Source organism: Limnohabitans sp., assembly GCF_044361645.1.
Classification (GTDB): Bacteria; Pseudomonadota; Gammaproteobacteria; order Burkholderiales; family Burkholderiaceae_C; genus Limnohabitans_A.
In genome coordinates, this window is sequence record NZ_JBIKIL010000001.1 from 31,843 (window position 1) to 46,230 (window position 14,388).

Annotated in this window: 11 protein-coding genes; 2 read left to right on the forward strand and 9 right to left on the reverse strand. The window is 59.4% G+C overall.

The genetic code is table 11. The features are described 5' to 3' along the window. Positions 1–9 precede the first annotated feature (9 nt). From truB to ACIQ39_RS00220, 9 genes are all read right to left on the reverse strand, one after another. Positions 10–990, reverse strand: a complete 981-nt coding sequence (gene truB / locus ACIQ39_RS00180; protein ID WP_396432581.1) for a tRNA pseudouridine(55) synthase TruB — start codon at positions 988–990, stop codon at positions 10–12. Between the two features lie 2 nt (positions 991–992). Continuing rightward, the gene (gene rbfA / locus ACIQ39_RS00185; RefSeq protein WP_396432582.1) at positions 993–1,367 is read right to left on the reverse strand and encodes a 30S ribosome-binding factor RbfA; all 375 of its coding nucleotides are present in this window, start codon (positions 1,365–1,367) and stop codon (positions 993–995) included. Further along, positions 1,368–4,364: a translation initiation factor IF-2 gene (infB, locus tag ACIQ39_RS00190; RefSeq protein WP_396432583.1), complete on the reverse strand. Its 2,997-nt coding sequence runs from the start codon at positions 4,362–4,364 to the stop codon at positions 1,368–1,370. A gap of 25 nt (positions 4,365–4,389) precedes the next feature. Beyond that, a complete protein-coding gene (gene nusA / locus ACIQ39_RS00195) occupies positions 4,390–5,874 on the reverse strand; it encodes a transcription termination factor NusA (protein ID WP_396432584.1) in 1,485 nt (494 codons plus the stop codon). A gap of 70 nt (positions 5,875–5,944) precedes the next feature. Continuing rightward, positions 5,945–6,508: a ribosome maturation factor RimP gene (gene rimP / locus ACIQ39_RS00200; protein WP_396432585.1), complete on the reverse strand. Its 564-nt coding sequence runs from the start codon at positions 6,506–6,508 to the stop codon at positions 5,945–5,947. Positions 6,509–6,741: 233 nt separating this feature from the next. Beyond that, the gene (locus ACIQ39_RS00205; RefSeq protein ID WP_396432586.1) at positions 6,742–8,340 is read right to left on the reverse strand and encodes an ABC transporter ATP-binding protein; all 1,599 of its coding nucleotides are present in this window, start codon (positions 8,338–8,340) and stop codon (positions 6,742–6,744) included. Beyond that, on the reverse strand, positions 8,337–9,404 hold the full coding sequence (locus ACIQ39_RS00210; RefSeq protein WP_396432587.1) for an ABC transporter permease: 1,068 nt from the start codon (positions 9,402–9,404) through the stop codon (positions 8,337–8,339). Before ACIQ39_RS00210 ends, ACIQ39_RS00205 begins: the two co-directional genes overlap by 4 nt. Further along, positions 9,401–10,438: a microcin C ABC transporter permease YejB gene (locus tag ACIQ39_RS00215; RefSeq protein WP_396432588.1), complete on the reverse strand. Its 1,038-nt coding sequence runs from the start codon at positions 10,436–10,438 to the stop codon at positions 9,401–9,403. The genes ACIQ39_RS00210 and ACIQ39_RS00215 overlap by 4 nt, the downstream gene beginning before the upstream one ends. Before the next feature lie 3 nt (positions 10,439–10,441). Next, positions 10,442–12,322, reverse strand: coding sequence for an extracellular solute-binding protein (locus ACIQ39_RS00220; RefSeq protein ID WP_396432589.1), 1,881 nt, complete (start codon positions 12,320–12,322; stop codon positions 10,442–10,444). A gap of 37 nt (positions 12,323–12,359) precedes the next feature. Between ACIQ39_RS00220 and fabI the strand changes: the two genes are divergently transcribed. Beyond that, complete coding sequence (fabI, locus tag ACIQ39_RS00225; RefSeq protein WP_396432590.1) at positions 12,360–13,175, forward strand: enoyl-ACP reductase FabI; 816 nt, start codon at positions 12,360–12,362, stop codon at positions 13,173–13,175. Between the two features lie 214 nt (positions 13,176–13,389). Further along, positions 13,390–14,361 (forward strand): LysR family transcriptional regulator, encoded by a 972-nt coding sequence (locus tag ACIQ39_RS00230; protein ID WP_396432591.1) that lies wholly within the window; start codon positions 13,390–13,392, stop codon positions 14,359–14,361. Positions 14,362–14,388: the final 27 nt, after the last annotated feature.

Here is a 14,388-nt window from a genome sequence, read left to right on the forward strand (position 1 = left end):
TCTCTTCCTTTAAACCTGCTCGGCCAGCAACGGCTCGGGTGCAGGTGATTTTTCTAAAATCTGTTGAATTTCCAGTGGGCTCAACAAGCGACCCGGTATCAATTCGCCGCCACGCACAGTGGCTGTGCCCAGCAAAGCGCGGGGGTGAGTGCCGTACACGGCCACTTGATCGCTATCACCCCAAGGGCCGTGTCGGCGCACCCCATTCAAAAACCGCTCGGTGTGGTCTTTGTCGAGCTGCACCTCGGTACAGCCCGGCAGCAAGACATGCACCGGCAACAAAGCGGCCAGCCGGTCCAACTCGTGCATGGCCTCCAGCTGCACCAGCGACACGCACTGGGCTTGTTCAAAAGGCCCCGTCACCACCCGGCGCAAAGCGCTCAAATGCCCCCCACAACCCAAGGTTTCGGCGATGTCTTCGCCCAGCGTGCGGATGTAAGTGCCTTTGCTGCAGCGCACACGCAAACGCAAAAAAGGCGCATCGCCTTGCAGTTGCATGTCGAGCAAATCCAAGTCATGAATCACCACACTGCGCGCTTCGCGCTCAACGGTTTCGCCCTGGCGGGCGTATTCATACAAGGCCTTGCCATCTTTTTTCAAAGCACTGTGCATGGGAGGTACTTGGCTGATCGGCCCCATGAACCGATCCAAAACTTCGACGACCCTACCTGCCGAACATGACACTTCTCGGACAGAAATCACCTCGCCTTCGGCATCGCCGGTGCTGGTTTTCAGGCCCAGCCTAACTGTGGTTTCGTAGGTTTTGTCGGCATCCAGATGTTGCTGACTGAACTTGGTGGCGGCGCCAAAGCAAAGCGGCAACACGCCGGTGGCCAAAGGATCAAGCGTGCCGGTGTGGCCTGCTTTTTCGGCGCGCAGCAACCATTTGGCCTTTTGCAAAGCCTGGTTGCTGGACAGTCCCAGTGGTTTGTCAAGCAACAGCACCCCGTGCACAGGGTGCCGCTGCACCCTGGTGCGTGGCGCGTTCATGCTCAGTCCTCCTGGGCGCGCGAAGAGACGGCCTTGGCGATCAAGGCGTTCATGTCCGACGCACGCTCGGTGGTGCGGTCAAACAAGAAATGCAGTGTTGGCACGGTGTGGATGTGCAAACGCTTGAACAAACCGTTGCGCAAGAAACCCGCCGCCGCGTTCAAACCTTCTGTCGCCTCTTCGGGCTGACCCGTCAAGACGCTGAAGTAGACCTTGGCGTGTGCGTAGTCTGGCGTGACCTCAATGGCATTGATCGTCACCATGCCCACGCGCGGGTCTTTCAACTCGCGCGCAATCAACTCGGTCAGATCACGCTGGATCTGATCGGCCACACGGAAACCGCGGTTGGGCAAAGAGGACTGCTTACGACGCACCATTTACATAGTTCTCGCAATTTCCTTGACGTCGAAGAATTCGAGGTAATCGCCTTCTTTGATGTCGTTGTAGTTTTTGAGCTTGATGCCGCACTCGAAGCCTTCTTTGACTTCGCGCACATCGTCCTTGGCGCGCTTGAGCGAATCGAGCTCGCCGGTGTAGATGACCACGTTGTCGCGCAACAAACGGAACTTGGCGCTGCGGGTGACTTGGCCTGAGGTGACCATGCAACCAGCGACGGTGCCGATTTTGGAAGCCACAAACACGGTTCTGATTTCGGCCATGCCCATGATTTCTTCCCGCTGCTCGGGTGCCAACATGCCCGACATGGCGGCCTTGAGCTCGTCCACCGCGTCGTAAATGATGTTGTAGTAATGCAGGTCCACCCCATTGCCTTCGGCCAATTTGCGCGCACCGGCATCGGCCCGCACGTTGAAGCCGATCACGATGGCTTTGGACGCAATCGCCAGGTTGATGTCCGACTCGCTGATGCCGCCCACGCCGGCATACACCAACTGGACTTTGACTTCGTCGTTGGACAACTTGAGCAAGGAAGCGCCCAGGGCTTCTTGCGAACCCTGCACGTCGGCCTTGATGATGATGGGCAGCATCTTGACCTCGCCCGCCGACATGTCGGTGAACATGTTCTCGAGTTTGGCGGCTTGTTGCTTGGCCAACTTGGTGTTGCGGAACTTGCCGGCGCGGTAAGTGGCGATTTCGCGGGCACGGCGCTCGTCGCCCATGACCATGAATTCGTCACCGGCTTGCGGCACTTCGGTCAGGCCTTGGATTTCGACGGGGATGGAAGGACCGGCCGACTTGATGGCCGCACCGTTTTCATCCAGCATGGCACGCACGCGGCCAAAGGTTTGACCGGCCAAGACCACGTCGCCCGTGTTCAAAGTGCCCGATTGCACCAGGATGGTGGCCACAGGACCACGGCCTTTGTCCAGGCGTGCTTCGATGACCAAACCCTTGGCAGCGGCTTGGATCGGCGCCCTGAGTTCCAGCACTTCGGCTTGCAACAACACCTGTTCGAGCAAAGCGTCGATGCCCATGCCGGTTTTGGCCGACACCGAGACAAATGGCGATTCACCGCCAAACTCTTCGGGCACGACCTCTTCGGCGATCAACTCGCTGCGCACGCGGTCAACATTGGCATCGGGCTTGTCCATCTTGTTGATGGCCACCACGATGGGCACACCGGCCGCTTTGGCGTGCTTGATGGCTTCTTTGGTCTGCGGCATCACGCCGTCGTCACCGGCCACCACAAGGATGACGATGTCGGTCGCTTGTGCACCTCGGGCACGCATGGCCGTGAAGGCCTCGTGGCCGGGCGTGTCCAAGAAGGAGATCATGCCGCGAGGTGTTTCCACATGGTAAGCACCGATGTGCTGGGTGATGCCACCGGCCTCACCCGAAGCCACTTTGGCGCGTCGGATGTAATCGAGCAAGGAGGTCTTGCCGTGGTCCACGTGGCCCATGACGGTGACCACAGGGGCACGCGGCAAAGACTCGGCGTGTTGGTCCAACACTTCGTCGTCGGTGAAAGCTTCTGGATCGTCCAGCGCGGCCACCACCGCTTTGTGACCCATTTCTTCCACCACAATCATGGCGGTGTCTTGGTCCAGCGGCTGGTTCATGGTGGCCATTTGGCCCAGCTTCATCAAGTGCTTGATGACCTCAGAGGCCTTGATGGCCATTTTGTGAGCCAACTCGGCCACAGTGATGGTTTCAGGCACATGCACCTCAAGGATGCGAAGCTCAACAGCGGCCTGCTGGTTCTGCCCCTCATCGCGGTCTCGTTCGTTGCCACGGCGACCACGCGGGCCAGTGCGCCAGTTGTTGCGGCCCACACCGCCACTGGTGTCTCCGCGTGTAGGTATGGCTTTCTTTTTGGCTGGGTCACCCGCCCAACTGGAGGACAGTTTGGCCGATTTGACTTCTTTGTTGCCCCCCGGTGCGGCACTGGTGTTGGCGGGTGTGGTTGGCGCTTTTGCGCTTGGAGCGGGTGTACCTGCGGGTTTGTGCAAAGTGCCCTTGACCGCCGCTTTGGGCTCGACCTTGGCTTCTTCTTTTTTCGCCGTTAACACCTTTTTAGGGGCATTCATCATGGTGCGAATGGCTTCGGCTTCTGCCAAAGCCTTGCGACGCCGGGCATCCAAATCTTGAGCGCGCAGGGTTTCTTCTTCGGCCTTGGCTTTGGAGTCTGCTGCCGCTTGTTGGGCGGTCGCCTCGCGAGCGGATTGGTCCGCTTGGGCTTTGGCAGCGGCAGCTTGCGCGGCCTGCTCTGCCACTGCAAGTTTGATCTCGGCGGGTGTCGCCGACGGTGCAGCCGCCACAGGTTTGGCTTGCGAAGATGCGTTGATGCTGGCGGCCTCAGCACGGGCCAATTGCTGGCGCTCATCGCGGCTCAAAGGCGCTTGACCCGGTGGGGATGGCGCTTCGGCTTTGTCCGACACGGCAACTTGGGCAGCGGCTTGGGCTTGTGCGAGTTCACTGGCCTCTTGCGCCAACAGCGCAGCACGTTGCGCGGCTTCTTGCGCCTCGCGTTGCCGACGGTTTTCAGCCAATTCGGCTTCTTGCAAGCTGATCAACTCGGCCTGACGACGCGCCTCTTCTTCACGCCGTGCCAAGTCCGCAAGGTCTAAGGCTGGTTCAGCGGCTTGTTCTTGCGGGCTCAGGGCGACGGGTTCGTCATCGCGTTTGATCAAGGTGCGCTTTTTACGCACCTCGACTTGGATGGTGCGGGCCTTGCCCGACGCATCGGCTTGCTTGATTTCACTGGTGGATTTTTTCACCAAGGTGATTTTCTTGCGGTCAGTCATGACGGTGCCATGGCTGGTTTGCAAGAAACTGAGCAGCTTTTGCTTGTCGCCTTCGGTCAACGCATCGCTGACCGAGGCTTTGGAAACGCCCGCCGACCGCAATTGATCGAGCAAGACATCGGCAGATTTTTTGAGCTCATTGGCGAACTCGGCAACAGTGGTACTGGACATAATTTTGTTCAAGCCTCCATAGACTTCAGGCCTGGCCAGCGAACCAATGTTCGCGGGCTTTCATGATCAAGGTGGTCGCCTCTTGCGCTGTCTGAGCGGTGATCTCAGTCAACTCGTCGGTGGCCAGGTCAGCCAGGTCGTCGCGGGTTTGGATACCCGCTTGAACCAGCTTGGAAATCAGCTCAGGCGTCAAGCCCGGCAAATCACGAAGGTCTTGCGACACGTCTTCGACGCTCTCTTCGCGAGCAATTTCAAGGGTCAGCAGCGCGTCTTTGGCGCGCGTGCGCAACTCGTTGATGGTGTCTTCATCGAAGCTTTCAATCTCCAGCATTTCCTGAATCGGCACATAGGCCACTTCTTCCAAGCTGGTGAAACCTTCGCCAATCAGAATGTCGGCAATTTCTTGGTCGACGTCGAGCTTTTCCATGAACAACTGGCGGATGCCTGTGGTTTCTTCGGCCTGTTTTTGGGCCGACTCGGCGGCGTCCATGATGTTGATCTTCCAGCCCGTGAGGTCAGAGGCCAAGCGCACGTTTTGGCCACCGCGGCCAATCGCGATCGCGAGATTTTCTTCGTCGACCACCACGTCCATGGCGTGCTTTTCTTCGTCCACCACGATGGACTGCACGTTGGCGGGGGCCAATGCACCAATCACAAACTGGGCCGGGTCTTCGCTCCACAACACAATGTCCACGCGCTCGCCTGCCAGCTCGTTGGTCACGGCATTGACGCGGGTGCCTCGCACGCCCACGCAAGTGCCAATCGGGTCGACCCGCTTGTCGTGCGACAACACAGCGATCTTGGCGCGGGAACCGGGGTCACGGGCGCAGGTTTTGATCTCCAGCAGCCCTTGCTCGATTTCGGGGACTTCTTGGCGGAACAACTCGATCATGAACTCAGGGGCCGAGCGGGACAGCAAAATGGGCGCGCCGCGCAGCGTCAGGTCCACCTCCATGATCATGGCGCGCACACGGTCGCCGCTGCGCAGGTTTTCCTTGGGGATCATCTCGTTGCGGCGCAGGCGGCCTTCGATGCGGCCGGACTCGCAAATGATGTCGCCCTTGTCCATGCGCTTGACCGTGCCGACAAAGATCTTTTCGCCACGCGACATGAAGTCGTTCAGCAGCATTTCGCGTTCGGCGTCGCGGATTTTTTGCAAGATGACTTGCTTGGCCGCCATCGCACCGATGCGGCCAATCGGCACCGACTCGATGGCTTCTTCGATGTACTCGTCCACCTCGATGTCCGGGATTTGCTCTTGGGCTTCGAACAACAAAATTTCTTGCTCGGGCAATTGCAGACCGGCCTCGTCGGGCACCACGTGCCAGCGGCGAAAACTCTCATAATTGCCACTGTCGCGGTCCACCGCCACGCGAATGTCCACCTCGCCTGTGAACAGTTTTTTGGTGGCTTGAGCCAAAGCCGCTTCGACAGCCCCAAACACAAGGTCGCGTTCTACGTTTTTTTCACGTGAGATGGCTTCGACCAACATCAGCATTTCGCGATTCATGACTTGACTCTCCTGTTCCTGCGGGTCTGTTTATGAGGCCCGAAAATTAAGCTTAAAAATGTTCTGGGCTTCAAGCGGGTGACTTGGGTTTGCGGCCTTTGAAATCAACCACGGGTGCGAGGCGAGCCTCGCGCAATTCATCGATCGTGAAACCCAGTGCATGCACAGGCGCTGGGGCTCGCTTGGGACTGATTTTTTGCCCCGGTTTGAGCACGGGTGCATCGCTCCAGACAATTTGCCAGCCTTGGCTGGCCGCGTCACGCTCGAGCGTGCCGCGAAATTTTTTGCGGCTGGGGTTGACCATGCCGGCTGCGTTTTCACCCATGGGGGCTTTCAAGGTGATGTCCACCACTTCACCAGCAAAACGCTCGAAGTCTTGCTGTTTGCGCAAAGGGCGGTCGATGCCGGGTGACGAGACCTCAAGTCGGTTGTAAGCCACACCATCAACCTCGAGTGCAAACTGCAACTGGCGGTTGACCTTTTCGCAATCTTCCACATTGATCGAAAGCTCAACGCCCGGTTGCCAAGGAAAATCGATGGTGATGCGCAACAAACCGCCCGCCGTGCGCTCAATGTCGACCAGGTCATAACCTAGGCCGGTCACGGTTTCTTGAACAATTTGCTGCAATGCCACAGAGCTTTGAACGATCTACGTTAAAAATGAAAGACCCAAAAAAAGCGGGCGGTGAAAACCCGCCCGCTTGGTCGTGAAGCCAGTATTCTAGCTGAAAAAGCGGCGTAAGTGCGTGATTTTCAAGGAAAACAACATCATTTACAGGCCCGGCCCGGGCGCATTCAGGGCCCGTGCTGCCCGCCCTTGGCTTGAGCGCGCGGGCCTGATTGCCGACCCTGGCGCGGGCTCGGGTTTTATGAAAAGGCTTGTATCAAGCTTTGCGTGTAGGGGTGACTCGGAGCCGAGAGCAAGCGCTCGGCGCGCCCTTGTTCGACCACCTGGCCTGACTTGAGCACCATGACATCGTGGGCCATGGCGCGCAGCACGTCCACATCGTGGGTGATCAGCAAATACGCCATGCCGTGCTTTTGTTGCAAGGACTGGAGCAAGCTCAAAATCTGTTGCTGTACCGTCACATCGAGCGCACTGGTGGGCTCGTCCAGCACCAGCAATTCGGGCTCGACCACCAAGGCTCGGGCCAAGGCGATGCGTTGGCGCTGCCCGCCTGAAAAAGCATGCGGGTAACGCCCCAGCAGGTCGGCCGAGCCATCGCCCACCAAGCCCACTTCGGCAAAAGCCGCGCGCACGCGTTGCTCGGTTTGCGCGGGTGTCCATTGCGGGTGGTGCAGGCGTAAGCCTTCTGAGACGATCTCGCCCACCGTCATGCGCGGCGACAAGCTGCCATAGGGGTCTTGAAACACCACCTGCACCCGACGCCGCAAGGCCTTGTCCAAGCTGGGTTGGCCTTGCCAAGTTTGGCCCGCAAACGACAGATCACCCGAAAAAGGGATCAAGCCGAGCACCGCCTGCGCCAAGCTCGACTTGCCAGAACCTGACTCGCCCATCACGCCCAAGGTGCTGCCCGGTGCGATCGAAAAGTCGGCCCCTTGCAAGGCTGTGAAGTGGTGCTTTTGAAACCAGGCTTTGAAACCGGGCACGGCTTTGGGATAGCGCACTTGCAGTTGCCTCACGCGCAAGAGCGGCGCCGTATCCAGGGGCGGCGCAGCGACCAGGCCCGCGCGGCTGGGTTGGCTCGAGAGCAATCGGCGTGTGTAGGGGTGTTGGGGGCGCTCAAACACCGCGTTCAAGGCGCCTTGCTCGACCAAGTGCCCTTTTTCCATCACCACCACGCGGTCGGCAAAGTGGCGCACCAAAGCCAAATCGTGGGTGATCAGCAAGACAGCCATGCCGGTTTTTTGCTGGAGATCGGCCAAAAGCTGCAGCATTTGCAGGCGCAAGCTGGCGTCCAGCGCGGTGGTGGGCTCGTCGGCCAAGAGCAGCTTGGGTTCGGACGCGAGGGCCATGGCCATCATGGCGCGTTGGCGCTGCCCGCCCGACAACTGGTGCGGGTAGGCCCCAAAGCGCCGCGCGGGCTCGTCGATGCCGGTTTCGGACAGCAAATGCACGGCGCGCGCATCGGCATCGCGCATAGCCAAAAGCTTTTTGAGTTGCAGGACTTCCGAAATTTGCGCGCCCACGGTCATCAAAGGGTTGAGCGCGGTCATGGGCTCTTGAAAAATCATGGCGATCTCGTCGCCGCGTATGCGCTGCATCTGAGCAGGTGTTTGCTGCAACAGGTCGTGGCCTTGCCAGAGCACTTGGCCTGACAACTGGGCCGAATCGAGCAAACGCAGCACCGACAGCGCCGTGACCGATTTGCCCGAACCCGACTCGCCCACCAAGGCCACGCGCTCGCCCGCTTGGATGCTCAGGTTCACGCCGTGCACGACGGCCTGCCCACCAAAGGCGATGCGCAGATCTTTGAGTTCTAACAGGGGCTGGTGCGCCGTCATGTGTCCACCTTTCGCGGATCCAGTGCGTCGCGCAGCGCGTCACCCATGAAGGTCAACAGCAACAAGGTCACCACCAGCACCACAAAGGTGGAGATGGAGATCCACCAGGCGTCGATGTTGTTTTTGCCTTGGGCCAGCAATTCGCCCAAAGACGGTGTGCCCGGCGGCACGCCCAGGCCCAGAAAGTCCAGCGAGGTCAAGGCCAAAATGGCCCCACTCATGCGAAAGGGCAAAAAGGTCACCACCGGCGTCATGCTGTTGGGCAAGACGTGCCGCCACATGATTTGCCAATGCCCCAAACCCAGCGCCCGCGCCGACTTGACGTAATCGAGCTGGCGGTTGCGCAAGAACTCGGCCCGCACATAGTCGGACAAACCCATCCAGCCAAACAGGCTGAGCAGCAAGAGCAGCAAGCCCACACTGGGCTCGAACACGGCCGAGAAGATGATGAGCAAATACAGCTCAGGCATGGCGCTCCAGACTTCGATGAAGCGCTGAAACACCAAATCGGTCTTGCCCACAAAAAAACCTTGAATGGCCCCGGTCAGCACACCCAAAAACACCCCAAACAAGGTCAGCGCCAAGGCAAACAGCACCGACACCCGAAAGCCGTACAGCAAACGCGCCAGCACATCGCGGCCCCGGTCGTCTGTGCCCAACCAATTACGGGCGCTGGGCGCTGCGGGGTTGGGCAAGGGGGCAAAGTAGTCGAGCGTGCTGTGGTGGTAGGGGTTGAGCGCTTGCAAAGCCCAGTTATCACCCTTGTTCAATTGCGCCTGAATGTAGGGGTCGAGGTAGTCGGCCGGGGTTTCAAAGTCGCCGCCAAAGGTTTTTTCGGGCAAGGTCTGCACCACCGGAAAATACCACTGCCCCTCAAAGCGCACGAGCAGCGGCTTGTCATTGGAGAAAAACTCTGCGCCCAAGCTCATGACGAACAGCAGCACGAAAATGACAAGGCTGCCAAAACCCAGCCGGTTGCGCCGAAAACGCTGCCAGGCCCGAGCCGAGGGCGAAGCCTGTGTCGGCACAGCAGACGAGGAGGACGGTGCGCTTGGCGTGCTCATTTGTCAAACTTCACGCGCGGGTCGACCCACAGGTAGCACAGGTCGCTGATCAACTTGGCAAACAGCCCGATCAGGGTGAACAAATACAAGGTGCCCAGCACCACGGGGTAGTCACGCCGAATCACCGCTTCGTAACTGAGCAAACCCAGACCATCGAGCGAGAACAAAGTTTCAATCAGCAGCGAGCCGGTGAAAAATGCGCCGATGAAGGCCGCCGGAAAACCCGTGACCAGCGGAATCAAGGCATTGCGCATGACATGGCGGTACAGCACGCGGTTTTCGCTCAGGCCCTTGGCGCGGGCGGTCAACACATACTGTTTGCGAATTTCTTCTAAAAAGGCGTTTTTGGTGAGCATGGTGATGACCGCAAACGAGCCCATCACACTGGCTGTGACCGGCAAAGCGATGTGCCACAAATAGTCCACCACCTTGCCGCCCCAACTGAGCTGTTCCCAGTTGGACGAGGTCAGGCCGCGCAGCGGAAACCATTGCAATTGCCCGCCAAAAATCACCAGCAAAGCCACGCCCAACACAAAACCCGGAATCGCGTAGCCCACCAGCACCAGCAAACTGGTGAGCGTGTCAAAGCGCGTGCCCGCCCGCACGGCCTTGGCAATGCCCAAAGGCACAGACACCATGTAACTCAAAAAGAAGGTCCACAAACCCAAACTGATGGACACCGGCAGCTTTTCTTGAATCAGACTCCACAAGTCTTTGGAGTAGAAAAAGCTTTGCCCCAAGTCGAATTGCGCAAACTGCTTGAGCATCATCCAAAACCGCTCTGCAGGCGCTTTGTCAAAGCCGTAGAGGGTTTTGATTTCTTCGATGCGGGCGGCATCCACACCTTGCCGTCCTCGGTAACCGCTGCCAGCGGCAGCAGCGCCCTCCCCGCCGGTGTCGCGGCCTTGCAGTTGGGCCACCATTTGCTCGACCGGGCCGCCAGGCACAAACTGGATCACTGCAAAGGTCATCAACAAAACCCCAAACAGGGTTGGAATCATCAGCAACAAGCGTTTGAAAATATAGGCCAGCATGGGTCAAGGGCGCAAAGCGCTGGCTTGGGGCGTTTGGGCCAACGCGGCATCGGGCGACCACCAGACCGTGGTCACCAGTTTTTCAGGCTGGTAAAAGCGCGGCAATGCAGCGGGCCGGGCAAAGGCTTTGGCGCGCCAAGACACCCGGTGAACCGCGCCATACCAATGCGGCACCACATAGTGGCCGTGGCGCAGCACCCGGTCGAGTGCGCGCAGGCGCGTGACCAATTCGGGCCTCGTGGTGGCACTGACCACTTTGTCCAGCAGCGCATCCACCGCCGGGTCTTTCAGGCCGATCACATTGCCCGAGCCTTCCACGTCGGCCGATCGGCTGCCATAGCGCTCGAGCAATTCGGTGCCGGGCGCTTCGCTGCCCACGGTGCGGTTGCTCACGATGTCGAAATCAAACACGTCCATGCGTTTTTGCAGCAGGGCAAAGTCGATGACTTTGTATTGGACTTGGATGCCCAGTTTTTCGAGGTTCTTGGCAAAGGGCGTGACCACACGCCCCATGGAGCCCGAGCTGTCCAAAAACTCGATGCGCATGGCCTGGCCTTTGTCGTTGCGCAAAGCGCCATCGCGGTAAGTCCAGCCCGCCTCTTTCAACAACTCACGCGCCTGACGCAAATGGTCGCGCAGGCTGCGGCCGGAAGATGGCTCCAGCGCTGTCTCTGGCGGTTGCGGCACCGCTTGGGCGAACACGGCCGGGGGCAATTTGTCCCGCAAAGCTTCGAGCAGTGCCAGCTCGTCGGGCCCAGGCAAGCCCTTGGCCTCAAAGTCACTGGCCACAAAGTAGCCACGCACTCGGCTGTAGGCGTTGTAGAACAACTGACGGTTGAGCCACTCAAAGTCCATGGCCAGCGCAATGGCTTGGCGCACCCGCACGTCTTTGAACTGGTCGCGCCGCGTGTTGAACAAAAAGCCTTGAAAGTCGCCTGCGTTGCCGTGCGCCAGCTCGGCCTTGACCAGGTCGCCTCGGTCGAACGCGCGACCTGTGAAGGCCCTGGCCCACTCGCGTGCAATGAACGACTGCATGTAATCGAACTCACCCGCCTTGAAGGCTTCGAGCTGGGCGGTGCTGTCTTTGTAGATTTTGTAGGTGATGCGGTCAAAATTGAACTGCCCCTTGCGCACATTCAGGTCACGCGCCCAATAATCGGGGTCGCGCTCATAGGTGATGTCGCGGCCAAACTCCACCCGGCCAATGCGGTAGGGGCCAGAGGCGATCGGCCATTCCATCACCATTTGATCAAAGGCTTTGTGCTTGCTGCCCTCTAGCCCCCATTTATGGCTGAACACGGGCAAACTGCCCACAATCAAAGGCAGTTCGCTGTTGGGCCGCACGAAATCAAAACGGATGCTGCGCTCGCTCAAAACCAAGGCTTTTTTGACCTCGCTGAAATAAGTGCGGTACTGCGGGGCGGCTTGTGGGCTGGTCAGTCGTTCAAACGAATGCTGCACGTCGCTGGCAAGCACCGGGTCGCCATTGTGAAAGCGTGCTTGCGGGTGGAGCTGGAAGGTGACCGACATCCGGTCACTGGCCACCTTGATGTCCGAAGCCAGCAAACCGTAGGCCGTGGTCGGCTCGTCCATATTGCCCACCAACAAGGTGTCAAACACCATGCCCAGCATGGCCGGCGGCGCACTGCCCTTGAGTGTGAATGGGTTGTATTTGTCAAAGTTGGACTGCCGGGTTGGTGGCACCAAAACAATCGCACCGCCTTTGGGCGCGTCGGGGTTGACGTGGTCAAAATGCGTGAATCCAGCGGGGTAGCGGATGTCGCCAAACTGCGCATAAGCGTGTTGCGCCCAAGCGGTTCCCGCTGCACAAAACCCGAGGGCCAGCAAGCAGTGTGTCCAGATCAAGGCCCAGGTTCTTCGCATGCGACAATTCTGCCCACATTTTTCAGGAGTTGAGCGCATGCTTACAAAAACAGGATTTCTGTCGGGTAAAAAGCTGTTAATCACGGGCGTCTTGTCCAACCGTTCGATCGCCTACGGCATTGCCAAGGCCTGCCACGCGCAAGGTGCCGAGCTGGCGTTCAGCTACGTGGGCGAGCGTTTCAAAGAGCGCATCACCGAATTTGCATCCCACTTTGACTCGACTTTGATTTTTGATTGCGATGTGGGCAGCGATGCGCAAATTGACCAGCTCTTCACCGACCTGTCAGCCACCTGGCCCAAGTTCGACGGTTTTGTGCATGCCATCGGTTATGCCCCGCGTGAAGCCATTGCCGGTGACTTTTTGGACGGTTTGTCGCGTGAAGCTTTCAAAATTGCGCACGACATCAGCGCCTACAGTTTTCCCGCCATGGCCAAAGCAGCCCTGCCCTACTTGAACGACAAGTCGGCGGTGCTGACCCTCACCTATTTGGGCGCGATTCGCACGGTGCCCAACTACAACACCATGGGTTTGGCCAAAGCCAGCTTGGAGGCGTCTGTGCGCTATTTGGCCGAGTCGCTGGGCAGCCAAAACCGAGGACTGCGCGCCAACGGTATTTCTGCAGGGCCCATCAAAACCTTGGCCGCCAGTGGCATCAAGGGCTTTGGCAAGATTTTGTCGGTGGTGGCCGAGGCCTCGCCGATTCGCCGCAACGTGACCATTGACGATGTGGGCAACGTGGCCGCGTTCATGTTGAGCGATCTGGCAGCAGGGGTGAGCGCTGAAATCACCTATGTGGATGGGGGCTTCAGCCAAGTGGTCGGCGGCATTGCGGAGCCGGTGGCCGCGGTTTGATCGATTGGCTTTGGACCTCGCGCACAGACAAGGCCGCCAGCACAGTGGGGCTTGGTGCGACCTGCAAGGCCACGCCAGGCGCGTGTTCCATCGGTGTGCTGGCCAAACCATTTGGAGCCCTTGCGTGAGGGTTGCCCGCCACACAGGCGAACAAAACCTGGTGCACCCGCTTTGCGGGCATCAACCTCGACCGCCACAGCCCTAGGTTTTTTTGATGCAAACACCCCGCGATTGGCTCACCCCCGAAGCCCTGTTGATGCTGCAAACCATTGGCCAAAAAGGCAGTTTTGCCGCCGCTGCCCGGGCCCTGGATCTGGTGCCCAGCGCCTTGACTTACCGCGTTCGGCAGATCGAAGACGCGCTCGATGTGTTGTTGTTTGACCGCAGTGCCCGCCAAGCTGTGCCTACGGCTGCAGGCCGTGAGTTGTTGCGCGAATCTGGCCGCTTGCTCGACGACATCGACGCTGTGGCCAACCGTGTGCGCCGCGTGGCCACGGGCTGGGAGGCGGTGTTCACTGTTGCGGTGGACAGCATCATTTCGCGCAGCGTGGTGATGGATTTGTGTGCCAGTTTTTTGGCCTTGGGCGCGCCCACCCGCTTGCGGCTGCGCTTTGAGACCTTGTCGGGCACCTTGGCAACACTCCATTCGGGCATGGCCGATTTGGCCCTCGGTGTGGTGCTGGAGCCAGGGCTGCCCAGCGACATCAGGCATGCGGTGCTGGGCGACATCGCTTTTGTCTACGCAGTGGCTCCACACCATCCACTGGCCCAAGCCCCAGAGCCGCTCAGCGACGCCAGTTTGCAGCAACACCGCGCAGTGGCAGTGGCCGACTCGGTCAGCCGGGGCACAGGCCTGACACTGGGCCTGCAAGGTGGGCAAGACGTCTTCACCGTGCCCGACATGCCGAGCAAACTGGAGGCCCAGCTGCGCGGCTTAGGGGGTGGTTTTTTGCCCGAAACGCTGGCACGCCCCTACATTGACTGCGGCATGTTGCGGGTCAAGCAAGTCAACACCCCACGCACCAACACCTGTCACCATGCTTGGCGCGACACCACAGCAGCACCTGCTGGGCAGGCGCTGCTGTGGTGGTTGGCACAGTTAGAAAAACCCGCCACACGCGAAGCCCTGCTGCGGCCGGCGCACAAGGTGGCAGGTCCGCACCCGTCCAACCCACACCCGGGATAACCCCCTCAAGCGCTTTGAGCACCGTTT

Excerpts from the sequence above, each read along its gene's own strand:
- nusA (WP_396432584.1), bottom strand. The coding sequence starts at position 5,874 with ATGAATCGCGAAATGCTGATGTTGGTCGAAGCCATCTCACGTGAAAAA.
- ACIQ39_RS00230 (WP_396432591.1), top strand. The coding sequence starts at position 13,390 with ATGCAAACACCCCGCGATTGGCTCACCCCCGAAGCCCTGTTGATGCTG.
- fabI (WP_396432590.1), top strand. The coding sequence starts at position 12,360 with ATGCTTACAAAAACAGGATTTCTGTCGGGTAAAAAGCTGTTAATCACG.
- ACIQ39_RS00205 (WP_396432586.1), bottom strand. The coding sequence starts at position 8,340 with ATGACGGCGCACCAGCCCCTGTTAGAACTCAAAGATCTGCGCATCGCC.
- ACIQ39_RS00215 (WP_396432588.1), bottom strand. The coding sequence starts at position 10,438 with ATGCTGGCCTATATTTTCAAACGCTTGTTGCTGATGATTCCAACCCTG.
- ACIQ39_RS00210 (WP_396432587.1), bottom strand. The coding sequence starts at position 9,404 with ATGAGCACGCCAAGCGCACCGTCCTCCTCGTCTGCTGTGCCGACACAG.
- ACIQ39_RS00220 (WP_396432589.1), bottom strand. The coding sequence starts at position 12,322 with ATGCGAAGAACCTGGGCCTTGATCTGGACACACTGCTTGCTGGCCCTC.
- truB (WP_396432581.1), bottom strand. The coding sequence starts at position 990 with ATGAACGCGCCACGCACCAGGGTGCAGCGGCACCCTGTGCACGGGGTG.
- rbfA (WP_396432582.1), bottom strand. The coding sequence starts at position 1,367 with ATGGTGCGTCGTAAGCAGTCCTCTTTGCCCAACCGCGGTTTCCGTGTG.
- infB (WP_396432583.1), bottom strand. The coding sequence starts at position 4,364 with ATGTCCAGTACCACTGTTGCCGAGTTCGCCAATGAGCTCAAAAAATCT.